The 25,272-nt window shown below is 59.9% G+C and carries 28 protein-coding genes and 1 tRNA gene; 15 read left to right on the forward strand and 14 right to left on the reverse strand.

Translation table 11 applies throughout. The annotated features are described in order from the left end of the window. The first annotated feature begins 15 nt into the window (after positions 1-15). From BLW03_RS08090 to BLW03_RS08115, 6 genes are all read left to right on the forward strand, one after another. Positions 16-465 carry a DUF2251 domain-containing protein gene (locus tag BLW03_RS08090; protein WP_074655863.1) on the forward strand — a complete coding sequence of 150 codons (450 nt, stop codon included), beginning with the start codon at positions 16-18 and terminating at the stop codon, positions 463-465. 144 nt (positions 466-609) lie between these two features. Further along, positions 610-1,311, forward strand: coding sequence for a PIG-L deacetylase family protein (locus tag BLW03_RS08095; RefSeq protein ID WP_074653254.1), 702 nt, complete (start codon positions 610-612; stop codon positions 1,309-1,311). Continuing rightward, positions 1,308-1,913 (forward strand): SAM-dependent methyltransferase, encoded by a 606-nt coding sequence (locus BLW03_RS08100; RefSeq protein WP_074653255.1) that lies wholly within the window; start codon positions 1,308-1,310, stop codon positions 1,911-1,913. Before BLW03_RS08095 ends, BLW03_RS08100 begins: the two co-directional genes overlap by 4 nt. Then, positions 1,910-2,641, forward strand: coding sequence for a glycosyltransferase family 2 protein (locus tag BLW03_RS08105; protein WP_074653257.1), 732 nt, complete (start codon positions 1,910-1,912; stop codon positions 2,639-2,641). Before BLW03_RS08100 ends, BLW03_RS08105 begins: the two co-directional genes overlap by 4 nt. After that, a complete protein-coding gene (locus tag BLW03_RS08110; RefSeq protein WP_083350403.1) occupies positions 2,638-3,540 on the forward strand; it encodes a hypothetical protein in 903 nt (300 codons plus the stop codon). The genes BLW03_RS08105 and BLW03_RS08110 overlap by 4 nt, the downstream gene beginning before the upstream one ends. 145 nt (positions 3,541-3,685) lie before the next feature. Further along, positions 3,686-4,459: a TIGR03435 family protein gene (locus BLW03_RS08115; protein WP_083350710.1), complete on the forward strand. Its 774-nt coding sequence runs from the start codon at positions 3,686-3,688 to the stop codon at positions 4,457-4,459. Positions 4,460-4,462: 3 nt separating this feature from the next. Here the strand turns inward: BLW03_RS08115 and BLW03_RS08120 are convergent, their stop codons facing one another. Then, positions 4,463-5,122, reverse strand: a complete 660-nt coding sequence (locus BLW03_RS08120; RefSeq protein WP_083350404.1) for a ferric reductase-like transmembrane domain-containing protein — start codon at positions 5,120-5,122, stop codon at positions 4,463-4,465. Between the two features lie 250 nt (positions 5,123-5,372). Between BLW03_RS08120 and rplU the strand changes: the two genes are divergently transcribed. Both rplU and rpmA read left to right on the forward strand, forming a co-directional pair. Next, positions 5,373-5,705, forward strand: coding sequence for a 50S ribosomal protein L21 (gene rplU, locus BLW03_RS08125; RefSeq protein ID WP_014784462.1), 333 nt, complete (start codon positions 5,373-5,375; stop codon positions 5,703-5,705). A gap of 92 nt (positions 5,706-5,797) precedes the next feature. Next, a complete protein-coding gene (gene rpmA / locus BLW03_RS08130; protein WP_074653263.1) occupies positions 5,798-6,058 on the forward strand; it encodes a 50S ribosomal protein L27 in 261 nt (86 codons plus the stop codon). Positions 6,059-6,143: 85 nt separating this feature from the next. On the opposite strand, the gene BLW03_RS08135 is transcribed toward rpmA, so the two are convergent. Next, entirely contained in the window at positions 6,144-6,512 is a 369-nt protein-coding gene (locus tag BLW03_RS08135; protein ID WP_244502011.1) for a carboxypeptidase-like regulatory domain-containing protein, read from the reverse strand. Positions 6,513-6,626: 114 nt separating this feature from the next. Then, positions 6,627-6,836: a hypothetical protein gene (locus BLW03_RS08140; RefSeq protein ID WP_074655865.1), complete on the reverse strand. Its 210-nt coding sequence runs from the start codon at positions 6,834-6,836 to the stop codon at positions 6,627-6,629. A gap of 280 nt (positions 6,837-7,116) precedes the next feature. On the opposite strand from BLW03_RS08140, the gene BLW03_RS08145 reads away from it, so the two are divergent. Continuing rightward, the gene (locus BLW03_RS08145; protein WP_074655866.1) at positions 7,117-7,980 is read left to right on the forward strand and encodes a rhomboid family intramembrane serine protease; all 864 of its coding nucleotides are present in this window, start codon (positions 7,117-7,119) and stop codon (positions 7,978-7,980) included. A 162-nt stretch (positions 7,981-8,142) separates the two neighbouring features. Next, positions 8,143-8,535, forward strand: coding sequence for a LysM peptidoglycan-binding domain-containing protein (locus BLW03_RS08150; RefSeq protein ID WP_074653266.1), 393 nt, complete (start codon positions 8,143-8,145; stop codon positions 8,533-8,535). Between the two features lie 76 nt (positions 8,536-8,611). Here the strand turns inward: BLW03_RS08150 and BLW03_RS08155 are convergent, their stop codons facing one another. Beyond that, positions 8,612-9,619: a VWA domain-containing protein gene (locus tag BLW03_RS08155; RefSeq protein WP_244502197.1), complete on the reverse strand. Its 1,008-nt coding sequence runs from the start codon at positions 9,617-9,619 to the stop codon at positions 8,612-8,614. Between the two features lie 100 nt (positions 9,620-9,719). On the opposite strand from BLW03_RS08155, the gene BLW03_RS08160 reads away from it, so the two are divergent. The 3 genes from BLW03_RS08160 to BLW03_RS08170 all read left to right on the forward strand — a co-directional run bounded on the left by BLW03_RS08160 (position 9,720) and on the right by BLW03_RS08170 (position 13,958). Further along, the gene (locus BLW03_RS08160; RefSeq protein WP_074653267.1) at positions 9,720-11,771 is read left to right on the forward strand and encodes a prolyl oligopeptidase family serine peptidase; all 2,052 of its coding nucleotides are present in this window, start codon (positions 9,720-9,722) and stop codon (positions 11,769-11,771) included. A 162-nt stretch (positions 11,772-11,933) separates the two neighbouring features. Further along, a complete protein-coding gene (locus BLW03_RS08165) occupies positions 11,934-12,677 on the forward strand; it encodes an SRPBCC family protein (RefSeq protein WP_074653269.1) in 744 nt (247 codons plus the stop codon). Positions 12,678-12,749: 72 nt separating this feature from the next. Beyond that, positions 12,750-13,958: a zinc-dependent alcohol dehydrogenase gene (locus BLW03_RS08170; protein ID WP_074653271.1), complete on the forward strand. Its 1,209-nt coding sequence runs from the start codon at positions 12,750-12,752 to the stop codon at positions 13,956-13,958. A 151-nt stretch (positions 13,959-14,109) separates the two neighbouring features. Here the strand turns inward: BLW03_RS08170 and BLW03_RS08175 are convergent, their stop codons facing one another. The 9 genes from BLW03_RS08175 to BLW03_RS08215 all read right to left on the reverse strand — a co-directional run bounded on the left by BLW03_RS08175 (position 14,110) and on the right by BLW03_RS08215 (position 20,659). Further along, positions 14,110-14,832, reverse strand: coding sequence for a class I SAM-dependent methyltransferase (locus BLW03_RS08175; RefSeq protein ID WP_074653273.1), 723 nt, complete (start codon positions 14,830-14,832; stop codon positions 14,110-14,112). 133 nt (positions 14,833-14,965) lie between these two features. Next, the gene (gene rplI, locus BLW03_RS08180; RefSeq protein ID WP_074653275.1) at positions 14,966-15,511 is read right to left on the reverse strand and encodes a 50S ribosomal protein L9; all 546 of its coding nucleotides are present in this window, start codon (positions 15,509-15,511) and stop codon (positions 14,966-14,968) included. Between the two features lie 83 nt (positions 15,512-15,594). Continuing rightward, positions 15,595-15,942, reverse strand: coding sequence for a 30S ribosomal protein S18 (rpsR, locus tag BLW03_RS08185; protein ID WP_074655868.1), 348 nt, complete (start codon positions 15,940-15,942; stop codon positions 15,595-15,597). A gap of 152 nt (positions 15,943-16,094) precedes the next feature. Beyond that, positions 16,095-16,559: a 30S ribosomal protein S6 gene (rpsF, locus tag BLW03_RS08190; RefSeq protein ID WP_074653276.1), complete on the reverse strand. Its 465-nt coding sequence runs from the start codon at positions 16,557-16,559 to the stop codon at positions 16,095-16,097. 142 nt (positions 16,560-16,701) lie between these two features. Then, a complete protein-coding gene (gene pth, locus BLW03_RS08195) occupies positions 16,702-17,289 on the reverse strand; it encodes an aminoacyl-tRNA hydrolase (RefSeq protein WP_074653278.1) in 588 nt (195 codons plus the stop codon). Between the two features lie 13 nt (positions 17,290-17,302). Further along, complete coding sequence (locus tag BLW03_RS08200; RefSeq protein WP_074653280.1) at positions 17,303-17,977, reverse strand: 50S ribosomal protein L25; 675 nt, start codon at positions 17,975-17,977, stop codon at positions 17,303-17,305. Between the two features lie 208 nt (positions 17,978-18,185). Further along, positions 18,186-19,286 carry a ribose-phosphate diphosphokinase gene (locus tag BLW03_RS08205; protein WP_074653282.1) on the reverse strand — a complete coding sequence of 367 codons (1,101 nt, stop codon included), beginning with the start codon at positions 19,284-19,286 and terminating at the stop codon, positions 18,186-18,188. A gap of 127 nt (positions 19,287-19,413) precedes the next feature. Next, a tRNA-Gln gene (locus BLW03_RS08210) sits at positions 19,414-19,487 on the reverse strand. Positions 19,488-19,600: 113 nt separating this feature from the next. Beyond that, a complete protein-coding gene (locus tag BLW03_RS08215) occupies positions 19,601-20,659 on the reverse strand; it encodes a 4-(cytidine 5'-diphospho)-2-C-methyl-D-erythritol kinase (RefSeq protein WP_074653283.1) in 1,059 nt (352 codons plus the stop codon). A gap of 168 nt (positions 20,660-20,827) precedes the next feature. Here BLW03_RS08215 and BLW03_RS08220 point away from each other — a divergent pair, with 168 nt between their 5' ends. After that, a complete protein-coding gene (locus BLW03_RS08220) occupies positions 20,828-23,230 on the forward strand; it encodes a carbohydrate binding family 9 domain-containing protein (protein WP_074653285.1) in 2,403 nt (800 codons plus the stop codon). 192 nt (positions 23,231-23,422) lie between these two features. Further along, positions 23,423-23,746, forward strand: coding sequence for a CsbD family protein (locus BLW03_RS20835; protein ID WP_074653287.1), 324 nt, complete (start codon positions 23,423-23,425; stop codon positions 23,744-23,746). Between the two features lie 165 nt (positions 23,747-23,911). Here the strand turns inward: BLW03_RS20835 and BLW03_RS08230 are convergent, their stop codons facing one another. Further along, on the reverse strand, positions 23,912-25,186 hold the full coding sequence (locus BLW03_RS08230; RefSeq protein WP_074653288.1) for a glycoside hydrolase family 28 protein: 1,275 nt from the start codon (positions 25,184-25,186) through the stop codon (positions 23,912-23,914). Between the last annotated feature and the right edge of the window lie 86 nt (positions 25,187-25,272).

Here is a 25,272-nt window from a genome sequence, read left to right on the forward strand (position 1 = left end):
ATTTATCCTTACAGCATGGATTCGTTGGAGTTGCAGGTGGGCGCCGGTCGCCTAGTGAGTTACTCGCCCGCGCGCGAGTTGCCGTGGCGCGTGGTGTTTGAGGATGAGGGCGCTGCGGGGTACTGCTACGCCTGTGACGGCCGCCGCGCCACCGTGGACGAGGATTTTGACGTCACCGTCATGGACGCCATGCTCGTCTACAACGTGGAAGCCATGCAGCGCGAAGACGACGGTGACCGCAAGCGCCTGCTGACCGTCGAGTGGTCGCGCGACGGACAGCGAGCGGCGGTGAGACTGGATGGTGTGCCCCAGGTATTGATCGACTTTGAGCACCGCGAGAGCCGCTGCCGAAGCAACTTTCCTAACTTCATGGACGACGGCCGGAACCAATGGCGCAGCGCTGACCACGCGTGGGATGATGCGGCGATGACACAGTTCGAAGAGGCCGCACTGACAGCCGAATAACTGCTAAGTAGGAAACCCTTCTTAGTCATCGCATGAACGGATCGCAATGCGAATTGATGCGGGGCGCACGCATCGCCGTCTGCTATCACGCACAGTAGCCATGTAAGCGACGCTGCTTTGCGAGCGTGCATCACACGACTCGCTGTGATCATCTCCATCATTGACGACCAACAATGGCTTACCACGCTCACGCAGGTGCCGGCATGGACTCCATTGCCCTTGCCTGCGCTGGTTGTTGCGCCGCATCCCGACGACGAAACCCTGGGCGCCGGCGCACTGATCGCGACGCTTCGTGCGCAGGGCATACCCGTTACCGTGGTGGCCGTGACCGATGGAGAAAATGCCTACGACACCTCTCCAGAGGAGCGTGAGCATCTGCGCCGCGTACGCGAGCGGGAACAGGCCGAAGCACTGCAAGAACTGGGCGTACGCGCCGACAGCGTCCATCGACTGCGCCTGACCGACAGCGGCCTGATGGAGCGACAGGAAGAACTGACGCGACTGTTGCTTGGACTCGCCAGGGATGGCATGCAGATCATCGCTCCGTGGTCTGGGGACTTTCATCCTGACCATATGGCCTGCGCGCACGCCGCGGAATCTGTTGCGAATGCGAAAGGTCTGCCGCTGGTCAGCTATTTCTTCTGGACGTGGCATCGCGGCACCATCGATTTGCTGGCTGGCCTGCCCATGGGCCGTTTTGTACCGGACGCGGCCGCACTGCGGGCAAAGTCTGACGCGCTCGCCTGCCATCGCTCGCAGTTGGATCATTCGAGCGGCGAACCCATCCTGCCTGATCGCCTGCTTGGCCCGGCACGCTGGCCGTTTGAGGTCTTCCTTCAGGGATGAGCATTCTCACCACAACTTCCTCGGAATTCTTCGAGGCAAAGTATCGCGGGGGAACCGATCCCTGGAACTTTGCAGCGAACGCCTACGAACAGGCGCGCTATCGCACCATCCTCCGCGCGTTATCGCCAGGCCGATACCAGCATGCGTGGGAGCCCGGCTGTTCCGTCGGCGTCTTGACGGAACAGCTTGCAGGCATCTGTGAGCAGGTGGATGCCTGCGACTTCGCGCAGTCGGCCGTGGAGCAGGCGCGTGTTCGTTGTGCGGGTCTGCCGGGCGTATCGGTTTACTGTGCTTCACTCACCGAGGATGCGCCTATCGCGATGTTTGACCTGGTCGTGCTCAGCGAGATTGGCTATTACTTCACTGCGGAAGAGTGGCATGACCAGGTTGCGCGGATCGCGCACGCCTTGCAGCCCGGAGCGACTTTGCTGGCCGCGCATTGGCTCGGACACTCTCCCGATCACATCCAGGGCGGCGATGCCGTGCACGCGGAGCTACTCGCATGCCCCCGGCTCCTGCTCGACCACAGCGAGCGACACGAGCAGGCGGACAGCGGTTTCCGTCTGGACCGTTTCAGCGTTCGAGCAGGTAAATACGCATGACTACAGCTCCCTGGCATATGGCAGTGCTGATCCCGGCACGCGACGAAGAGTCGCTTTTACCTCGCTGCCTGCAGTCGGTTGAGGCCGCTCGGGCGATGCTGCCAGCCGGTGTGACCAGCGATGTGATCGTCGTTTCAGACGGTTCCACCGATGCCACGGTAGATCTGGCGCGAGCGATGCTTCACCATTCGAATGGTGCCGTGCTTAACGCAGATGCCGGCAAAGTCGGTATCGCCCGGGCACTTGCGGCTGAACTGGCTCTGCAACGCTACTGCGGAGACCTTTCGCGCTGCTGGCTGGCTAACACAGACGCTGACTGCGAGGTGCCGCAGACCTGGCTGCTGGACCATCTGCGTCTGGCGCAGCGCGGCTACACTGCCGTTGCGGGCATTGTCGATGTGGACTGCTTTGCGGAACATCATGCCCATGTGGAGACGAGGTTTCGCCTGACCTATCAGATCAACGAGGACGGATCGCACCCGCATGTACACGGCGCCAACCTGGGTGTTCGTGCGGACGCTTACCTTCTGGCCGGTGGATGGAACGCGCTCGAAACGGCAGAGGACCACGATCTTTGGGGACGCCTGCGTACCGCAGGAACACACCTATCCGATGCGGCACTTCGCGTGGTAACCAGTGGACGCCGCGTGGGCCGTGCTCCCCTGGGCTTTGCCGGTGCGCTTGCGGCACACAACGACTTTGTCGCCGATAGCGAGAACGCCGCGTGACCCCGCAGGAGATCGTCACCCGCTTCGCCGATCTGTGCTCGGAAGATCTTCCGTCCCCTGGAGGCGGTCGCACGTCTGTGCGGCATCGACGCATCTTCGACGCAGGCCGCGAGGATTTAAGCCTGGCCAAGCTGGCCGAAGCGCATTGGGACGCGGTTGCGATCCTGCGGGAGAGCGGACGGGAGCCTGTCGAAGGCGCAAAGTATGCGGTCTGGGCAAGCGAAATCCCGGGCCGGGCGATGGAATTCGCCGAGGGCAGGCTGACCGGGATAAAGGAGTTTTGCAGCGGCGCAGGGCTTGTAAATCGCGCGCTGATCTCCGCGGGAGCCTTGCTGTTGGAAGTGGATCTGACGGCTCACCCGGAACAAATCCAGACCGACTCGACTGGATGGCAGACGGAGGCATTTCGAGCCACACAGACCTCCGCGCTGACCTTCGTCAACTACCCCGCAACAATCGTCGGAGAGAATAGTTGGTATGTCGAACGGCCCGGCTTCTGGCAGGGTGCATGTGGACCCGCCGCAGCGTGGGCGGGTGGCGCCGCAGGGCTTTTGGACTATGCAATGACAGCCAAACGCGACGACGCGCATACGTCTGCTCATCTGGCGGCCATGCATGCCAACGTCTGGGCCACGGAAGCCATCCTGTCGGCAGCAGCCGCCGAGTTCGACCTCGATCCTGCCCGGAATGCGATGGAGCGTGCCTTAGAGGTACGTCACCTCGTTGAACAACTTTGCACGGATACTCTGCGGCGATTCGCTCGCGCTCTTGGCCCTGCCCCGCTGGCGAAGAATGCCGGAATGGCACGGCGCTACGCGGAGCTTGACCTGTTCCTGCGGCAGTCGCACGCGGAGCGAGATCTGGAATCGCTAGGCCGCTCATTGCGGTCGCAGGGTTAGCAACCGCACCGGCCTCGGTATACGGACTCAAACTGGCTTAGCACCTCGGTACCGTCGCGACACGCCTCGGCGCGAAGTAGACTTGCAACCGCGACCGTTCACGAAGTCGCGGCCAGCTCTATCGGCACCAATTTCCGAGGTTACCTTGCGACACTTTGCTTCCGTGCTCTTCCTCGCCTGCGCTATGACGCATACCTCCGCGCCCGCGCAAACACCTTCCTTTGAGGTGGCGACGATCAAGCCGGTGGATCCTGCGCCAAAGGCAGGCAGATTCATGCGCGTCGAGGGAACGCATCGGTTCGTGGCACGCAATTACACGCTGCGCCTGCTGATTGCAGCGGCATACGACCTGAATCCACGCACTATCTCAGGCGGTCAGGGTTGGGTCGATACAGACAAATATGAAATCCAGGCGGTTACACCGGGCGAAACAGCTCCGGATCACGATGCGCAGATGCTGATGCTGCGCTCGCTGCTGGCCGAGCGATTTCACCTGGCGTTCCATCGGGAGTCAAAGATCTTCGCCATCTACGAGATCACCGTCGCCAAGGGCGGCCCAAAGCTGGCGCCAAGCCTTACACCGGAGGCGCCGCCGCAGACCGTAAGCGTCGTATATCCCGACAAGATGGTCATGCCAGCACGCAACGCCACCATTGGCGACCTGGCCCGCGTCATGCAGCGAGCCATCCTGGACCGGCCTGTGGTGGACCGCACGGGACTGACCAACCGTTACAACTTCAATCTGGAGTGGGCCCCGGACGAGACGCAGTTCAGTGGTGATGTCCCGCCGCCGGAAGAGTCGCAAAGCCCGCCACTGCTGCTGGCCATGCGACAACAGCTTGGGTTGCAGATGACCGCCGTAAAGGGCCCGGTGGACACAATCGTGATCGACCGCGCGCACAAGCCGACCGCGAACTGACCGCTACGATTCCCGGGCGGCTCGAAGTCGGGCGATCAGAGCAGCTGCCTGCATGAGGATTGCGACCGCAAGGCAGGTGAAGCCCAGGGCGTGCATGCCCTGCGCTGCCTTCTCATTCCACTGGTACAAGATCGTATGCACGCCGGCGAAGGCAAATGCGGCGTAGTTCCAACGCTGCAGCCGTTTCCATTGCCTTGGGCCAAGCCGTCGAAGCAGAAGATCACTGGACGTAGCAAAGAGTGCGAGGACGATCAGGGCCGAGAACAGCCCGGAGAAGTTCTCGATGCCGAACTGGTCGTGTCGCAGCGGAAAACCGGGATGGCTACCAGCGGGATAGACGTAGTAAAGCCAGGGACGCCCCCGCAGATGCACACACTGGCCTACCACTGCGTGGAGGGTCGAGAGGATACCGGCCCAGATGCCAATATCGCGTCGCAGATCGTAGGAGAGCGGAAGACTCTGGCCTCTCAGAACTCGCCACGGGCCCAGGAGGAGCGTCAGTGTCAGCAAGATGAGGGCAGGGTAAGCCGTCGCAAAGCTGGCGCGGCTGATGGTGTCGCGATAAGGCCGGGTTACGAAGAGGATGGCAACTGCCGAGCTGCATAGAAGCAAAAGCGGGATATGGTGACACAGGAACCGCTGCTTGAGCCTTGGCAGAAACATTCCGGAAGTACATCATGGCAAAGGGTCCGTCGACCAGCTCTCATCGCTTCTTGACCCAGCCTCAAATTCCCGGTATTCTTGTCAGGTTTGGCGTAGCAGGATTTTTGGCTGTGTGCCTTGGCGGTTTTCCTGCGCCGGGCCAGCCCTGCCGGGCAGGCGAAGGTACCCTGAATCCTTCCCCGCCGCCTTTCATTTTGAGCTCAATGGTTTGTGAGGCGCACCGGCGGACGGCCGGGCGTGGAGGTTTGTGATGTACGCAGTGATTCGCACCGGTGGAAAGCAGTATCGTGTCGCTCCCGGAGACACCCTGAAGATTGAAACGACCGCGCACACCGATGGCGCCATTGAGTTTGCTGACGTGCTGGCTGTAAGCGGCGAAGAGGGCAAGTTTGAGCAGGAGCTGACGGGCGCCAAGGTCACGGCAACCGTGCTCGGCGAAGGCCGCGGCGAGAAGATCCTGGTCTTCCACTTCAAGCGCAAGAAGCAGTACAAGAAGATGCAGGGCCACCGCCAGAACTTCGTTGAAGTAAAGATCAACGAGATCCTGGTCAACGGCAAGAGCTTCAAGGCTGAAGCCAAGTAGTTTTGCAGCATCTGCCGCACCAGCGGCAAACATTTTGAGATATCTGCGGGACGTCTCCCTGACGAGAACCAACCCCGCAACGAGGCAATGTAATGGCACATAAAAAAGGTGGCGGTTCTTCTTCCAACGGACGTGACTCAAACGCGCAGCGTCTGGGCGTGAAGAAGTTTGCAGGCGAAGTGGTAACCGGCGGCAGCATCATCGTGCGTCAGCGTGGAACACCGCTGAAGCCGGGCCTGAATGTTGGCCGTGGCAAGGACGACACCCTGTTCGCCAAGATCGGCGGACGTGTGCAGTTCATCGACCGCGGCAACCACGGTCGCTTTGTGTCGATCGACCCGGTCGTCGCGTAAGAACCTCTCAAGCAATGACAAAGGCCCTGCGCAAGCAGGGCCTTTCTGTTTCTGCAGTCCGAGAGCGGGCCGCTGCAGCCGAATCCTAATTCGACATCTTCAGGGAAATCGTCAGCGCACTCTTGTTATCGAACGAGCTGATGGTCTTGACTGCGCTCTTGTCGCCATTCATATCCGCCCAGATCTCGTAATCCGTTCCGGTCGAGAGCTGGCCAAACTTGAACTGGCCATCGTCGGCGGTGATATAGCTGCGCTGCGAGAGAGACTTGGTGTCCTTCAGGTGCACCACTGCACCCTTGACCTTGTCCCCGCTCTTGCTCGTGACGTCGCCGCTGACGGAACGGAAGGTGGCGGCCTGCCCCCATGCCTGCGCCGTAGGCAGGAGGAGTGTGGCGGGTGTCAACAATGCGGCTGCGGCAAGTGCCGTGCGGAGTGTGCGGGCGATGCTCTTCATGGTCATCACTGTAGGCGGCAGATCGTCTGCGACCTATCCTCTTCCATTACAGACACGGGAAAAGCCACACAGTCGCGCCCTGACGGCCCGACGGTGCGCTTCCCCGTACTGTGTCTAGTCTTCTTCGTCGTCGGTTGCTTCACGACCGTAGTCGTCATCTTCGTCGTCATAGCCTTCAGCGTCGACGGGCACAATCTGCAACGGTTCGGTGGAGATGATGTCGAACTCCGATCCGCACTCGTCGCAGGTGATGGTTTCCCCTTCTTCGACTTCGTCCGGGTCAATGTCGAGCGGGTTATCGCACTCGGGGCAAGTCACTGCCATGGATCGCTCCCTCTTATCTTGTTCGGTGGTTGCTGTTAGCCCGGCGAAGTCGCCCGGGTCCATAGATTCTACGATGCTCGCTGTCCATGCCGGTTACACACGGGACAGGCTGCCATCTGTGGTTGTGAAGACGCGAAGGGTCGCGCGTAGGTTGTTTAGCCCCTGTGACGGGATGCGCAAGAATTTGATTACAGGCCGATTTTGATGCTGCATGACGCTACGAAGTTCCATAGACGACACGCGGTGGTCCAGCGCAGTGCGCTGTGGTGAAATGGAGTGGATGCCCATCGGCCGCGGTCCAGTCACGCTCTCCCTGCCTGCCTTCCGCGGCGCCGTCCGCCGGCTGGTGATCCTGTTGGTGGGCGCATTCTTCGCCATTGCCCTGCTGAACTTCATCTCCGGGACCGTCGCCACAACGGTGGTCGGGCTGATGATCCTGATGCCGTCGGCCGTATTGGGCCGCCTTCACATCTGGGAGCTGGTCACCTATGCCTTCCTGAATGTCGGCATCCTGAACACGGCCTTCTCGCTGCTGACCCTCTGGTTTACGGGCTCCATGCTGGAAGACAGCCGTGGCTCGCGCTGGTTTACCGAACTTTTTTATACCTCCGTTGTGGGTGGTTCGTTGCTCGCGACGCTGCTGGCCGGCCTGCCTCTGTTCACCGGCGACCGCATCAGCTTCTTTGGCATCCACCCGGGCGTGGGGCTTGTTGCGGCGGGTATTTCGGCCCCGCTTTTTGGCGTGCTGGTCGCGTTTGCACTCCTGTTTGGCGATGTCGAGTTCATGCTGTTCTTCGTCCTGCGTATCAAGGCGAAGTACATGGTGATTCTGGGCGCCCTGCTGTATGTGGCTACGCTGCTGCGCGAGAAGGACAGCTTCGGTGCGCTGCTGGCGCTGTGCTGTGGCCTGGCAGGCCTCGCCTATGTGAAGCTGGCTCACCGCCGTGGTATGTCCGCTACCGCCGCAGAGCGGTACTACGGACTCCGCAATGACTACATCCGGTGGAAGCGCCGCCGTGCCGCGCGCAAGTTTGAGGTCTACATGCGAAAGCAGGATCGCATCGTGAAGTTTGACGATGAAGGCCGCTACATCGCACCGGAAGACGAAGCCCGCAAACCAAACGACCGCAAGTGGATGAACTAGCCACTTCGTGCGGTTCTCGACACGCTTCGCGTGTGTCCCCTGAATGAAATCTTCGCGATAACAAAGGCTCTCGCAAAGTCACGCCGCATTGCGTCGTGAACCATGCGCCACAAGCGTTCTCAGACGGGTGTCCCGCATCCAACGCCGTGAGGAGAAACAACCATGGCTGATCTGGCAACGCTGCAGCAGAAGTACGAACCCGTTCTGAAGGCAATCGACCGCTTCACGCCTGAAGGCGCTGCGCTGCAGGATGTATCGCTCGACGGTGACAAGCTTCATGTAAAGGCAACACTGCCCTCGCAGGTATGTCTGAACTTTGTTTGGGATCAGATCAAGAAGGTCGATGCCACCTATGCCGACCTGCATCACGAACTCATCAACACCGGCGGCGACACGCAGCCCTACACGGTAAAGCCCGGCGACATGCTGAGCAAGATTGCGCAACATTTCTACGGCGACGGAAACCTCTACCCGCAGATCGTGAAGGCAAATAGCATCGCGAATCCTGACGCGTTGAAGGCCGGCGAAAAGCTCACCATTCCGCCGAAAGCCTAGCGGTCGTTCCCTTGAAATGACTCAGTCATCCCGCGACAGTGGGATGACTGAGTCGTGACCAGGTCCGGCGGTACCGCTACTTCACGTCCGATGGCGGAACATCGCCAGCGTAGTAATTTCTGCGCGCGCGGATATCAGCTTCCGGGTATTCCGGTACCGTCACCTTGATCTCGTGCAGACCGTTCTCTGCCCCGCTGGGGACAGGGAAGCTGAGCAGGTAGTAGTTGTGCACACGATTCGTCAGCTTGCCTAGGCTCTCATCAAAGCCCGCGCGATTATTGAAGTGAAAGTAGTCTCCGCCTGACTCTTCGGCGATTGCCTTTGCCGTGTTCTTGCGCATCCCCTGCACTGCCATGATCAGGGTGCCAATGGGACCACGGCCTCCCGAGAAGTGCTTTAGGTCGTCCATGGTCTCATTGCTGCCGGGCGAGTATGCGACTGCATCCACCACCGTATTGCTGCGGCCCAGCTGCGCGATCAGATCCTTCTCTTTGACCGACGAGCCGTGGTCGCGCGCCTCCCCCACCAGCAACACCGCATGGCGGTTATGCGTGTCACGGTTCTCCAGGATGGAGCTCGCATAGCTGACGGCATCACGCGTCGCCGCTTCATCGTCTTCGCAGGGCCCCATGCGAGACATCGCGCTTGCGACCTTGTCCAGCGACCGCGTAAAAGGCTGCACAAGCTCCGGGTGCGCGCCATAGCGAATCAGTGCGATCTCGTGCGGGCCACCCCCCACCAATGATTCCACCAGTGTGGGCAGGCCTTGCAGCTTCTCGTACTCCATCATCGCCATGCGCGAGCACTGCACAGCGACGACCAGCGACAGGCCGAAGCCCTGGGCATCCTCATCCAGCGTGACGGCCTGCGAAACGCCGTTGTCGAGTATGCGAAACTTGTCGGCCTTGAGGCCATAGACGATCTGGCCCTTGATACTGACGGTCGCGGGCACCAGCACGATCTTCGCGCCGGCCTTCAGTGTGTACGTCTGCTGTGACGGATCCTGCGTGGGCGCGGCATCGGTGGCAGGCGGCGCGGCAGGTGTTTGCGCATACGCAGCTGAGCCCAACGCCAGGAACAACATTGTCACGAACTTCCTTGCGGCCATCATTCCCAACATTCTCTCTCAAACACCTTCGCCATATTGATGATTAGACTTTCATCAGCAGCAAAGGAGCAACGCCATTCTTCCCTACCCCAAGCCGCACACTGTCGATCAGGTTGACGATTACTTTGGAACGCAGGTCGCCGATCCCTTCCGCTGGATGGAAGATATCGATGCGCCCGAAACGAAGGCGTGGATCGATGCGGAGAATCGCGTCACTGCAAGCTACTTTGAACCGCTGAGCTTCCGCGCGGGCTTGCTGGACCGGATGGAGTCGCTGACGAACTACGAGCGATTCTCTGCACCGTCGCGCTATGGATCGCGCTACGTCTATGCGCACAACAGCGGTCTGCAGAACCAGTCCGTCGTGTATTGGACGGAGGGGCTGGAGGGTGAGCCGCAGGTGCTGGTCGATCCCAACACCCTGGCTGCCGACGGGACCGTCGCCCTGGCAGGGATGAGCGTCACCGAAGACGGCCGTCTCGCAGCGCTCGCCTTCGCCGATGCAGGCAGCGACTGGAAGAAGATCATCGTGCGCGATGTTACAACTGGCGCTGATTTGGAGGACTTAATCCAGTGGACCAAGTTCGGTTCACCGGCATGGCTGCTGGACGGATCCGGTTTCTATTACAGCGGCTACGACGCTCCGCCCGAGGGCGATGCACTGAAGGCGCTGAATCACTTTGCAAAGATCTTCTTTCATAAGCTGGGCACGCCGCAGAGCGAAGATCTTCTTGTTTTCGAGCGTGCCGACGATCCTGAAATCTTCCTGCACGCTGGCATTACGGATGACGGCCGCTACCTTGTTCTGTCGCAACATAAGGGCACCAGCCCGAACAATGCCCTGGCATTTCTGGACCTCTCCGATCCACGGGCGAAGGTGCAGCGCGTGATCGATACACCGGATGCGGCTTACTCGCCCATTGGCAATGATGGCGCGTGCTTCTGGCTGTACACAACGCTCGATGCACCGAATGGCAAGATTATCTCGATCGACCTTGCATCCCCGGAACGCGAACACTGGAAGACGATCATCGCCGAGTCCTCTTCGACGCTGGAAGGCGTTTCGCTGGTGCATCGCAGGCTGATTGCAAGTTATCTGAAGGACGCGCGATCCCAGGTGGAGATCCATGCAGAAGACGGTACACATCTGCAGACACTGGCGCTGCCTGGTGTCGGATCGGCTGGCGGTCTCGGTGGGCGTCGCGAGGATGCCGAGACCTTCTACACCTTCACCAACTTCACGACGCCGGGCGTGATCTATCGGCTTGACCTTGAGACGATGACCTCGGCGCCATATCGGGAGCCGAAGTTACTCTTCGATCCTGCAGCTTTCACCACGGAACAGGCATTTGTAACTTCGAAGGACGGAACGAAAGTCCCGCTATTTCTTACTTACAAGAAGGATCTGGTCCGCGATGGCAATAACCCGGCGCTGCTGTATGCCTATGGCGGCTTCAATGTATCTCTGACACCTGCGTTCTCACCGACAAACATTACCTGGCTGGAACGCGGCGGCATCTATGCACAAGCCTGCCTCCGTGGGGGTGGCGAGTATGGCGAGGCATGGCACGAGGCTGGCACGCGTACCAAGAAGCAGAATGTCTTCGACGACTTCATCGCGTGTGCACAGTGGATGATTGCGGAGCGCTACACCTCCACGCCGAAGCTCGCCATCCAGGGTGGATCGAATGGCGGCCTGCTCGTGGGTGCAATGTTGACGCAGCGTCCGGATCTGTTTTGCGCAGCGAATGCTGCGGTAGGCGTGATGGACATGCTGCGCTTCGACAAGTTCACAGTCGGCTGGGGATGGAAGCAGGACTACGGAGCCCCCAGCGAGGACGAAGCGGAGTTCCGCGCGATTTACGCTTATTCGCCCCTGCACAACCTGCATGCGGGCACGCGCTATCCTGCCACGCTGATCACAACGGCAGACCATGACGACCGTGTGTATCCCGCGCACAGCTTTAAGTTCGCCGCGGCGATGCAGGCAGCGCAGGCGGGCGAGGCTCCCGTGCTGATCCGCGTGGAGACCCGAGCGGGGCACGGAGGCGGCATGCCCGTGCGCAAGCGTCTGGAGCTTGCGGCTGATACCTTCGCGTTCTTCCTGCATGAACTCGGCTGCGCCTGAACGCGGGATAAGCAACGACTCGTGTCGCCACAGGAAAGTTGTTGATGCCACAGCTCTGTGGGGTGCCCGACATGGCGGCGGATGGCCAGATCAACAGGCCACTCGCCGTCCTCTGAACCCGTCTATGGGTACTGCAGGGACGCCCTGCGGGAGAACAGAGCAATGGCAGAGACAGAGCAGGTAAGGTTTCCGCGGCAAGGCAGTGACTACAATCCGCTGCCACGCAGTAAGAAGGATGGCCGCGTTGTAGCGCATGCGGTACAGACCATCGCCGCAACACCACACGAGGTCTACCAGGTCTACAGTCGCGGCGAGTTGCTGCCCACGTGGCAGGAGGGTGTCATTTCCGTTACTGCAACAGGGGAGAAGACCTTTCATTGGTTGATCGAAGACCCCGCCACGAAGAAGCAGATGGAGTTCGACTCGGAAGTACTGGAGGCTGTACCCGGCGAGCGGCACGTCTCCCGCATCGTGAATGGTCCGCTTGAAAGCACCACGGACACGGTCACCTTTGTCCAACATCCGGCCGGCCGCGGCACCATTGTCACCATGATCAGCGACTACAAGATCCCTGGTGGTGTTCTAGCGAACGTTTTCGCAGCCGTTGTCTCTCGGAGCCCTGAGCAGCTCACCATTGAGAACCTCCGCCACTTGAAGGAACTGATCGAGAGTAAGGAGATCCCCACTGTGGAGGGGCAGCCTGCCGGACCGCGTGGCGTGATGGGTAAGTGGAAGGAATTCCTGATGGGTGAGAACCTGCCCACACCTCCCGGCACAAGTGATCGCGCACGTCCTCAGGATCTACCGGAACAAGCTGGCAGACTATCGCCGTTGCTGATTGGCGGTGTGGCTGTCGCCGCCGGTACAGCCGCCTGGTTCGGCGTTCGCGCCATGCTGGATGAGTAACAGCGCTCACTTACCGACTTTTTACAACGATTCAAAGCAGCAGTATGAGCGCTCAGCGCCGGGAGTAACACGATGAAGGCAGTTTGCTGGATGGGAACGGGCAAAGTAGAAGTGCACACGGTGGATGACCCAAAGATTCTGAACCCGGGCGACGCAATTCTGCGGATCACGCGCACTGCAATCTGCGGTAGTGATCTGCACCTGTATGACGGCTACATTCCGACGATGGAGTCGGGTGACATCCTTGGTCACGAGTTCATGGGCATCGTGGAAGAAGTTGGCAGTGAGGTGAAGAAGCTGAAAGTTGGCGACCGTGTCGTGGTGCCGTTCACCATCGCCTGCGGTAATTGTTTCCCGTGCAAGACAGATTTGTGGTCCCTCTGCGATAACAGCAATCCGAACGCGCATGTTGCCGAGGCTATGTATGGCTACAGCGGATCCGCGTTATTTGGTTACTCCCATATCTATGGCGGCTACGCCGGTGGACAAGCGCAGTATGTTCGTGTCCCGTTCGCAGACGTGGGGCCGATCAAAATCGAAAGCGACATTGCGGATGAGAAGGTACTCTTTCTGTCGGATATCTATCCGACCGGCTACCAGGGTGCAGAGAATGCACAGATCAAGCCCGGCGATAACATTGCGGTGTGGGGAGCTGGACCCGTTGGGCTATTCGCCGCTGCCAGTGCGTACATGCTCGGAGCGGGAAAGGTGTTTGTGATCGACCGCTTACCGGAGCGGCTCGCTCTCGCACGCGACTACTGCGGCGCTACCGTCATCGACTACAGCGATGGCAAGAGCATCGTGGAAGCGTTGCGCGATCTGACCGGTGGCATCGGTCCGGATAGCTGCATCGATGCTGTCGGCATGGAGGCACATGGCACCGACGTGTCGGCAATGTATGACAAGGTCGAGCAGGGGCTGATGCTCGAGACCGATCGCCCGACAGCGCTGCGTCAGATCTTCCAGAGTGTGCGCAAGGGTGGCACGGTCTCTATTCCGGGCGTCTACGGCGGCGTGTTGAACAAGCTGAATTTTGGGGCAGCATTTGGTAAGGGTCTGACGTTGAAGATGGGCCAGACCAACATGCACAAATATCTGAAGCCGTTGCTGGAACGAGTGGAACAGGGGCAGATCGATCCGAGCTTCCTGATCTCGCACCGTATCGGGATCCAGGACGTGCCGGACATGTATAAAATTTGGCGCGACAAGAAGGACCAGGTGACGAAGATTGTCATCGATCCCTTCCGCGAGACAGGTATCGAGAAACTGCGCGCTGCATAAGTCGGATTAAGAAAAGTACGGTGCCCCATTCTTTCGCGGCCTTTTTGCGAAGGGTGGGGCACTCGTATGAAGCGCGAACCTTCTTTGTTCCCACAGGTAGCGCTGTGCGATGACCCACGAGGTGCTGCGCAAAGAATGGCGCCCGATCCTTTTAGGGCTTCAACCGCCAGATGCCACAATCCTCGTAGCCTGTGGTGACGTAGAGGCCATCCGCGTCATGCTCGATGACTGCCTTGTCGGCGACGCGATCTTCTTGGGAATGATGGATGCGTCCTCGCCATAACTCCTGGAACTCAGGATGCTCTTCCTGCATTAATCTGCGTTGTTCGTCATTGACATACAGGATATCGAGTTCACCCGGTCGATTTCGAAACTGCGTCTTCAGGCGATCCAGCAGGCGATCCATCAGCACGATATCGAATGGATTGAAGAGGAAGATAAGGCAGGGACCGGACGGTATGCGGAGCCCCATCGCATCGCCCTCTTCGAGTCGTATTGCCGGGCCAGCATGTGTTGCCTGCCAATGTTCCAGATTGCTGCGTGTGGTCGCTGCCAGCGCGGGATGAAGTTCGACACCGACGATACGGCGAAAGGAATACCCGGCCGCCAGCAGCATCGCACGGCCCTTGCCCGCGCCGATATCGAGAAACGCGGTACGCTCCACGGGATGAAGCAATAGTTGCAGCCAGCGGTCCATCAGCTTGCGAAAGAGCGACGGAGCGACACCGTGATACGCGGTGATGTGACGATCATGGCGGTGACCGGTGGCAAGATCTTCGCCTGGAATCAGCGAGCCCGTGTCGGTGCCATGCAGTAGATCGAAAGGATGAACAGGCGCCGGTCCGCGGCGTTGACGTCGGCGTGCGGGAATCATGCTTAGGCGAGTTTATCGGAACGTTGCGTGCATATTCCGTGCGACATGCATCGATACGAGTTGATCACATGTTTCCAAACAAAAAGGGGCGCCGCTTTTGCGGCGCCCCTTCTCATGACTTTGAACGACGAGCTTAGTCGCGCTCGCGCTCATTCTCGTAGTCGCCGCGACCACGCACCGCGCCCTCATCGGCGGCGGCAGCGGCTGCTGCGTGCGCACCGGGAACGTAGTTGGGATCATCGCTCTTGATGGTGACCTTCACGTGTGCAGAGATGTCGCGGAACAGCTTGACCGGTACGTGGAACTCACCGATGGCCTTCAGGGGCTCATCCAGCGCGATCTTGCGACGGTCAATCTCGTAGCCCTGCTTGGCCAGCTCAGCCGCGATGTCCTGCGACGTAACCGAACCGAACAGCACATCGTTCGCGCCAACCTTGCGCTCAAAGGTGACCTCAACAGCGCTCAGCTTGTCAGCCTGCTCCGTTGCGGCAGCCTTATCCTTCACAGCCTTGCGAACTGCCGATTCCTTCATCTGCACGATGACGGCCTTGTTAGCGGCGGTGGCTTCAATTGCCAGGCGCTGCGGCAGCAGGTAGTTGCGGCCGTAGCCGGTCGCAACCTTCACGACGTCGCCGCGATGACCAAGCTTCTCGACGTCTTCCTTCAGAATAACTTCCATGTTCAATCTCCTTGCGGATGCGTATGCGCAGTCCGGTGAGAGCGCGACTTAGTTTCTAAGTCACGCTTCGAATAAGTCGTGACTTAGTACTTCGCGGCGAAGGGAAGAAGGGCGATGTTGCGCGACTGCTTAATGGCCTGCGACAGCTGGCGCTGGTGCGTGGTGCAGACACCGGTCAGGCGACGCGGCGTGATCTTGCCGCGCTCGGCAACGAAGCCCTGGAGCAGGCGAACGTCGCGGTAGCTGATGGCGTCAATCTTCTCCACGCAGAACTTGCAGACCTTCTTGCGGCGGAAGAACTTACGGCCACCGGGACCGCCCGACGGACGCGGAGGACGCGGGCCGGAGTTGTTGCCTTGGTATCCGCCACCGGTCGCCGGTGCGGAAGGAGTGGTGCTGGGTGCGCTTGGGGTGCTGGTTTCGTCAGCCATGTTGCCTGATCCTTTCAAGTGGTTCGGCGAAGTCATGCTCCGGGATTGCGTTGAATCCCATGGTCATCTGGAAGCAGACCCTCGCGGGTGCGGATATCTTGTAAGCCGGCTTTGCCGTTCTTACACAACTTGATAAGTCGCCTTGCGATGACTTACGCGGTGACGGGGGCTGCTTCCGACTCAGCAGCAGCGGCCGGTTCGGCAGCAGCTACAGGCTCAGCGGCAACCGGTGCAGCTGCTGGCGGTGCGACGGGAGCGGGTGCCTGCTGTGCAGAGACCTTAACCTTGCTGTCGCGCAGTGCCTTCACCTTGGCCAGGCGCTTGTTCTCCTCGTCCGTGCGGACGGTGATGAACTTGATGACCTGTTCCGTAACGCGCAGACGACGCTCCAGTTCGAGGACCAGCGGGCCGTCCGCGGAGATGTGCAGCAGGATGTAGATACCGTCCTGGAACTTGCGGACGATGTAAGCCAGACGGCGACGGCCAAGCTTCTCAATGTTGGTAACTTCGCCACCACCATTAGTTACAACGGTATTGAAGCCTTCGATCAGCTTCTCCAGATCGGCCTCTTCGAGGTCCGGGCGGACGATGTACATTACTTCGTAAGTACGGTTCATGTGTTTCTCTTTCTGCGGGCCTTCGCTCGCACCTTCGCATTGGAAGGTTTGGAAGATACGGTTTCGTTGTTGCCGTCTCTTTCGTTGATACCGTTCTTCACGTCTTACAACGAGTGCAACGAACAACGTGAGCAACGGTTCTTCAATCGCGGCGGTTGAACTGGTTCATTGCTACTGCAATGCCCTGTCCCACCACTACCTCGATCGCCTTATTCACGCGATCGAGTACTTCATCCAGCACCGCGAGCTCGGTCTTGCGCAGCGGAGTCAGTAAGTAATCCTTACCCCCCGCCTTGATCTCGCGGCCGTCCGGCAGTGCGGGTTTCCCGACACCAATCCGAACGCGAATCCAATCTTCTGTGCCGAGCACACCGGTGATGGACTTCACACCGTTATGCCCGTTGCTGCTGCCATTCGGCCTCAGCCGGAACTCGCCAAGAGCGAAGGCCAGTTCGTCATACAGCACGATCAGATCTCGCTTTGGATCAAGTTCGTATTCCTGAACCAGCGGCGCGACAGACAGACCGCTCAGGTTCATAAAGGTCTCTGGCTTCACCAGCAGGCACTCTTCGCCTGCGATGACCACCTTGCCGGTAAGTGCCCGGCTGCGGCGGTTTGCCACAACCGCACCGCGGTCTTCTGCGATGCGATCGATGGCAAGAAAGCCCGCGTTATGCGGCGTGAAGGTGTACTCGGGGCCAGGGTTACCGAGGCCGACAATCAGCTTCACGCCGCAGTCCCGCTTACTTCTTTGCCGCAGGTGCTGCAGCAGCAGCTTCCGGCTTACCCTTGCCCTTGGTTACTTCGGGCTCAGCTGCAGCAGGAGCAGCAGCAACATCAGCAGCTTCTTCCTTGATGATCGTGACGTGCGCAACCAGTGCCGTCTCGTCCGCGAGGAACTTGACCGAACCGGTATGCGGCAGGTCGGAGACGTGGATCGCGCCATGCAGCTCCAGGTTCGAGACATCGAGGTCAATGTGCGACGGGATATCGCCCGGGAAGCACTCTACTTCGATCTCACGCAGGATGTGATCCAGGATGCCGCCGCCCATCTTCACGCCAACGGGAATGCCCGACAGCATGACCGGCACGGAGACCTTCATGGTCTTGTCCATGGCGATGCGCTTCAGATCGATGTGCAGCAGCTTGCCCTTGATGGGCTCGTACTGCCAGTCAACGATCATCGCCTTCGCGCCTGCACCGTTTTCAATGTTCAGATCGAAAATCGTGTTGTGGCCCGACTCCGAGTGAAGGATCTTCAGGATCGACTTCGGATCGACAGCGATTGCCTGCGACTCAACGCCTGCACCGTAGATGACTGCGGGGATAAGACCGGAGACGCGAACGCGACGCGCTGCGTTCTTGTTGAACTTACCGCTGCGGAGTGTTGCCTTGACTGCTTCTGTGGTGTTTGCCATGTTGTCCTTTCGGGCTCGGAATGCAGGGAACAGGGTTCAGGCAACAGGGAACAGAACTCTCCCCGGTTGCTGAATCCATCTCTGCCTCCACTCCCTTTGCGACGTTGATCGCTGTTATTGGCCTTGCCGTTGCGAGGCTCAGTCGTTTCGTTTCAAACCGGCTCGGGACAGGCTGTTTCCTGTTCCCTGTTGCCTGTTCCCTAAAAGTTTAGGAGAAGAGCGAACTCACGCTCGTCTCCATGTGGATGCTTTCGATCGCGCGGCCAAGCAGGCCGGCGACGGAGAGCACCTTGATCTTGGCCAGCGCTGCGGCCTCAGGCTGCAGCGGGATGGTGTTGGTGACGACCAGCTCCTTCAGCGGGCTGGCTGCAATGCGCTCGATCGCGGGCCCGGAGAGCACAGCGTGTGAGGCGCAGGCATAGACGTCGGTTGCGCCATTCTTCAGGAGCGCCTCCGCCGTCTTGGTGAGCGTGCCGGCCGTGTCGACGATGTCGTCGAGGATGATGCAGGTGCGGTCCTTCACATCGCCGATTACGTGCATCACTTCGGTGACGTTGATATCCGTGCGGCGCTTGTCGACGATTGCGAGTGGCACGCCAAGCTTCTGCGCGAAGAAGCGTGCACGCTCCACGCCACCGGCATCCGGACTGACAACCGTCAGGTTCGGCAGGTTCAGATCGCGGAAGTAACCGACGAGGACAGGCGATGCGAACAAGTGATCGACCGGGATGTTGAAAAAGCCCTGGATTTGCGCGGCGTGCAGATCCACCAGCAGGGCTCGGTTCGCGCCTGCGGCCTGCAGCAGGTCGGCGACCAGCTTTGACGTGATGGCGACGCGCGGACGATCTTTACGGTCCTGGCGGGCGTAGCCATAGTACGGAATGACGACGGTAATACGGCCTGCCGAAGCGCGCTTCAGCGCGTCAATCATGATCAGCAGTTCCATGATGTGGCGGTCCACCGGGAAGCTGGTGGGCTGAACGAGGAAGACATCTGCGCCGCGCACATTCTCAAGAAGCTGGAAGTGGATCTCGCCATCAGAAAACTGGATGAGTTTGGTCTGGCCCAGGGGCACGCCAAGGAAGCTGCAAACCTCTTCTGCCAGTGCCTGGTTTGCGGAACCACAAAAGATCTTGAATCGGCGGTCGTCCGCAAGGCGATTGGATCGCTTGCCGGCCGCAGCGGGCTGCTTGACCCGGTCCGTAGCCATCAGCGTGGCACGATCCGGCTGCAGCGCGGTCGCGCTGACTGCCTGGTTTTCTGGTGTTGTTGCGGGAGCGACGGGTGCCATCGTGTTCTGAGCGGTCATGCGGTGCGAGCCTCCAAGCCGTTTAGCGTTGGTTGGTTCTGCCGGATTGTCCTGTCTCTGCTCCCTTCCTGACGATTCCGCACGGTTGCATGCGGGATTCTTTCGCCAAGGGAGCATCGACGCATCATGGCTGGGCGACTAGGATTCGAACCTAGACAAAGTGCTTCAAAGGCACTGGACCTACCATTAGTCGATCGCCCAAAGATCATTCCGGTTGAGTTGCCCGGAAGAGCTCTGCCGCAACCAGTGTACTAAGGACACCCGTGCGGCCGATGGCCAATTTTCGCCTCATCTCGAAAACCGCAAATTGCGGACTACGAAACGAAGAGACCGCGCCAGTACGCCTTGCGGGTTAAGGTGGTCGTCAGAAACGACCGCACACCCATCGCCTGCGCGCGCGCCTGTGCCGCTTCAGCGGAAGCCATTGATCCATAAAGGCCAAACAAGGAAGATCCGGAGCCGGAGAGCGAAGCCATGAGGGCGCGCTGCTCCCGCGGGAGGGCCTCGTCACCGCCTGGAACGTATCCGAGCAGGGCGTGCAGAATGTCGCGTAAAAAGGGATGCTGCGAAAAGACGACCTCTTGGAAGTCGTTTTCCATCCCGGTACGGACAAGCGCAGGAAGAGGATTCCCGGCCAGGCTCCCAGATTCGTGCGGGAAAGTTTCCCCGGCATCGAGTGCCCCGGAAGCACCGGAGGCGCCGGTCTCGCTCGCCGAACCCGTTTGGGCAAAGGCTGACGCGTAGACGCGGCTCAACTCATTGAGTCTATCCTGTGCGGCCTCAGGGGTCAATGCAGACACACGCTCATCCCACGCGCGAAAGGCCAGCGGTGTCGACGATCCGACGCCCGGTGCGACGATCACACAATGCGTCTCCGGAATATCCGGGTACGGCATCACCAGTTCGCCGCGGTTGTGACCGTAAACCGTCCCTCCGATCAGGAAGAGAGGCACGTCCGACCCGATACGCTCGGCCAGCGTCAGGCGCTGCGCACCCGGCAGAGCGATGCCCAGCTGGCGCTCCAGCCCCAGCAACGCGGCGGCGGCATTCGCCGATCCGGCTCCAAGCCCACCCTGCATCGGCAGGTTCTTGCGCAGATAGATTCTGACCCGGGCCGTCACCCCCATGGCCAGCAGCGCCGCCTCCACCGTGCGGTAGACCGTATTACGGCCGTCCGTGGGGACGCGCGGATCGCTGCACTGCAAATGGATCTCCGTAGCACTGACGCGTTCCGCTTCAACCGACAGCTCATCGAACAGACCAATAGTCTGGTACAGCGTGTGCAGGTGGTGGAATCCGTCCGCGCGTGGTGGGCCGATGCGCAGGCCCAGGTTGATCTTCGCGAAGGAGCGGACAGCGGTGACTGTGGGCATACCATCTGAGTCTAAAGCGCTGTTGCGCCGCGACAATTCCCGTTACTTTCATGGTTCTTTTTTGTGCTTTCCTCAGCCCTGCTGCCTACTCTGAGAAGAAGATGCCGAAACCCGAAAGATTTCGGGATCAGACCGCCTGCGGTTTGCGTATTGGCCTGCAGAAGCCTGATGAATCTGTTCCCCCATACCTCAGCTCGCCCCGTTTTTCCTTACGCAACACTCCTCGCAGCCATCGGTCTACTGATGTGCGCGCCGGTGCGCGTTCACGCGCAGGATTCCGCGAATTCCCAAAGCGGTGTGAGGGCCAGCCGCACGCCTGCCTCCCCACGGGAAGTCCACGGAGCGAACCTGCGGGCCACAGTGCCGAAGCTTGATCGCGATGTCACACTGGATGATTTTGACGGCATGAACCCCTCTGCCTGGGTACGCGCCCACATGGCACCGGTTGAAGGATTTGTTCAGAACTCCCCGATCGATAACGCTCCGCCGAGTGAGCGAACGAACGTTTGGCTGGGGCGAACCGCGACAACCTTCTTTGCAGTCTTCGTCTGTTACGACCACCACCCGGAAACTATCCGTGGCCACCTTGCGCGTCGCGAGAATATCGAAGCGGACGACTCGGTCGGCATCCTGCTGGACCCTCTTCAGGATCGCCGCCGCGGTGTGCTCTTCCAGGTGAATCCTGCAGGTGTGCAGGAGGATTCCAACTGGGTCGATCCGGGCAACAGCGACAACAGCTACGACCAGGTGTGGAACAGCGATGCGCGCCGAACATCCCAGGGATGGATCGCAATGATGGCGATTCCCTTCCGCAGCATTCGTTCGCGTGCCGACGCACCGGAGTGGGGCGTGGTGCTGCGCCGCGACCTGCCTCGCAACAGCGAGACAGACTACTGGCCGCGCGTCACACAATCCATCAGCGGCACGCTCAGCCAGGAAGGTACGCTGCTGGGCATGCAGGGTGCGTCGTCCCACAACATTCAGCTGAACCCGTACGGCATTGCTCACCGCATCAAGCAACTGAATAACGACGACCCGAATAATCCATTCTTCAGTAATCGCAACCTCGGCGGCACTGCCGGCGGAGATATCAAGGCGGTCGTGAAGGACACCATCGTCCTGGATGGAACGATCAATCCTGACTTCAGCCAGATTGAGAGCGATCAGCCGCAATTTCGCGTGAATCAGCGCTTTGCCCTGTACTACCCGGAACTTCGCCCTTTCTTCCTCGAGAACAGCAGCTATTTCGACGCGCCGATCACGCTGCTGTACACACGCACCATCGGTAATCCGGAGTTTGGAGCGCGCGCCACCGGCAAGATTCACCACACCAACATCGGCTTCCTGTCGATCGATGACCGCGATCCCGGCATCTTCGTCGCACAGGACGATCCTCTGTTTCACAAGCGCGCGGTCACGGTTGCAGCGCGGGTCTCGCAGGATCTGGGCAGACAGTCCAGCGTAGGCGCCATGTACGTGCAGCGGACGCTGGACGGACACGCAAACCGTGTGGGCGGCGTGGACTTTCGCTGGCAGATCAACCATCACTGGACGGTTAGCGGCATGGCCGTGGCCAGCAGCACGCACCAGCAGGATGGCACCTACTCGGCTGGACCGGCAGAGCGACTGCAGGTGATGCGCATCGGGCACAGCTTCTTCTTCCAATCGAACTATCGTGACTTCAGCCAGGGCTTCGAGACAGACTCGGGGTTCGTCTCAGTCCCGCAGGTGCGCCAGTCGAATACACAGGCCAACTACCAGTGGTACCCCACCGCTCCATGGGCGAAGCGCCTTGGCCTGCAGTCCTACGGCATCGAAACGAATCTGCGCGTAGCCTTCAACCGCAGCGGTCAGCGACTCTTCCGGTATACGAATGACGACGTCTTCATCGCGCTGGCTCACAATACGGTCTTCGCGCCGATCTTCGACGGCAACAGTGACACACTGGGGCCGAACGACTTCTCTGCGCTGACGCGCCGTACCAATTTTGCGGAGAACAAGATCGGGTTTGTCTTCCGCTCCGCACCGAAGCCGCAGTTCTCCGTGAATCTACAGGCTTTCCATGGTGCGACTGTGAACTACAACCCCGTCGGGACGGCAGCGCCGACGCTACTGACGGATGACACCGTCAATGCAACGTTGACCCTGCAGCCCATCAGCCCGTTGACCGTCGACAACATCTACCTGCTGGACCGCGCGGACGATGCGCATACGCACGTACACACCTACGAAAGCCAAACCTTCCGCACGAAGATCAACTACCAGTTCACGCGGTCGTTCAGCCTGCGCGCCATCGTGGAGTACGACTCCGTGGCCCGCAATCCACTGGTCAGTTCTCTGGAACGCACCAAGCAGGTTGGTACGCAGGTGCTGTTCACCTGGCTGCCGCATCCCGGCACAGCGATCTATGCCGGCTACAACAGCGATCTGCAGAACCTGGACCGGTCGCTCTGCACGCGACTGTCCACAGGCAGCTGTGACACCAACCAGGCGATCCTGCCGCGCGCCTCGCAATATCTGAACGATGGGCGAGAGTTCTTCGTGAAGGCAAGCTACCTGCTGCGGTTTTGAGGAGCGCCTCCGTGCTGCTACGCCGCAGCATTTCTACGCGCGGCTAAGCAGTACGGAGAGGCCCCCTAGGCTTGTCCGGGTGATTTTGCTCAAGGTAATGACCCTCCGTTGGGACGAGTCTGACAAAGCGTCGGAACCCGCGAGACGCCCGAGGTCCACGCTGCATCTCACGATGCGAGGAGATTACAAGTCATGAAAGCTTTCCCGTGGTTGATTGCAGGTCTTACCATCGGCGCGGCCGTCGCCGTGATTCTGAATGAGCCGGCACCCGCCTACGCCGATCCCGATGTAGAGAGTGCTGCGAACAAAGCCGGTGCATGGGGAGCAAAGCAGCGCGTGACCGGCAGTGGCGGCAGCATCCTGGGCGCGGCCAAGCAGAAGATTGGTGAGGCCACCGGAAATTACGACCTGGCAGATGAAGGTGCAGGCGACCAGCTGGTCGGCCACGTGAAAGATGCAGCAGGCAAGATCGCAGGCGGCGTCAGCGACGCTCTGAAAGACATTAACCGCTCGTAGCATCGCTAGCATAGCGCCCCCCGAGTGCCCCATTTTTCCGCAGATTTCATCGCGAAAGAATGGGGTATTCGTCTGTAGGCGCAGACCTTGCCACACAAAGAGAAACCCCACTCTCTGCTTCGCAAAAAATGGGGCACGCAATCTCTCGAAAAGTACGAAGAGCGCTTACTTGATGATGATCTTCGTGCCCTCTTCCTTCACCATCGCTTCGCCGCTCGTCGGCTTGATGACAACGTTGTGCATCGTCACCTCCGCATTGCGAATCTGCAGACCCTTTTCGCCCGAGATGTTAATGTCCGTCAGCATCAGGTTCTTCACCGGGTACTCCGGAATGCCGATGATGATGGCATCCTTCGCCCCGGTCGCCGTAATGTTCTCAAGCGAGATGTCGTGGAAGCGCGGCGTGTGTGCGTCCATGGGCTTCGCCGTGTCCGTGCCTGCTGCGGGAGCCTTCGGGTAGTATTCGGTGATCTGGATGGGCTGGCCCACATCCGTCATCTTGATGTTCTTGTAGTGCAGGTCATGAATGTCGTTGCCGCGGGTGCGATTGCTCTTGATGCGCACGCCCGCCTCCGTGCCTTCCATCACAACGTTCTCCACGCGCACATCGCTGATGCCGCCCGCGAGTTCGCTGCCTACCGAAAGGCCGTGCCCGTGGCGGAAGATGCTGTCGTGAATGTAGACATGCTCTACCGGCCCGATCTTCGGGTCACGCTCCACCAGGCCGCTCTTCAGCGCGATGTCATCGTCTCCCGTGTCGATATCCACGTGCGAGATCTCGATGTTCTTCGACGAGAATGGATCGATGCCATCCGTATTCGGAGCGCCCTTCGCCGGGTTGCGAATGATCGCGTGGTCGATCTTGATGCCATCGCAGAAGAAGAACGTGAAGTTGTACATCGGCGAGTTCTGCACCGTGATGTGGTCGAAGGTCAGATGCTGCGACTCCGTAATGTCCAGCAGCATGGGCCGTGGAAAACCGCCCGAACCGCTGGTGTCATTCGGCACGCGGTGCATGTGCGCCAACTCCCAGAAGACCTCGCCCGAACCATCGATGACGCCGCCCTCCGTCTTCCCACCGGTGATGCGCAGGTTGCTCACGTGGTCCGCATGCAGCAGGGCCACGCGACGCCACTTGGCATCCTCGCGCAGTGGGTAGTCGTCGAGGTCGCGCGATCCCTGCAGCGTTGCGCCCTTATCAATCTCCAGCGTCAGATCGCTGCGCAAGGTCAAGGGAGCGGAGACGAACGTGCCGCCCCTGAGAATCACCGTTCCATGCTTCGGGGCGCAGGTATCGATCGCCTTCTGGATGGCAGCGGTGTCCTTGGTCTTGCCGTCCGCCTTTGCGCCAAACGTATGCGGGTCACAGACGGTCTGCGCTGCGGCTGGAAGACTGAAGGCAACGGCGGAAAGCGCGGCGAAAAGAACAACAGACTTCATATAGTTCAGGCTCCAAAGGAATCCGCTCCATCATACCGATCCGCGTCAACCACTGTCTGCGCAGGAATCACGGCACTGATGAGGCC

Source organism: Terriglobus roseus (genome assembly GCF_900105625.1).
Classification (GTDB): domain Bacteria; phylum Acidobacteriota; class Terriglobia; order Terriglobales; family Acidobacteriaceae; genus Terriglobus; species Terriglobus roseus_B.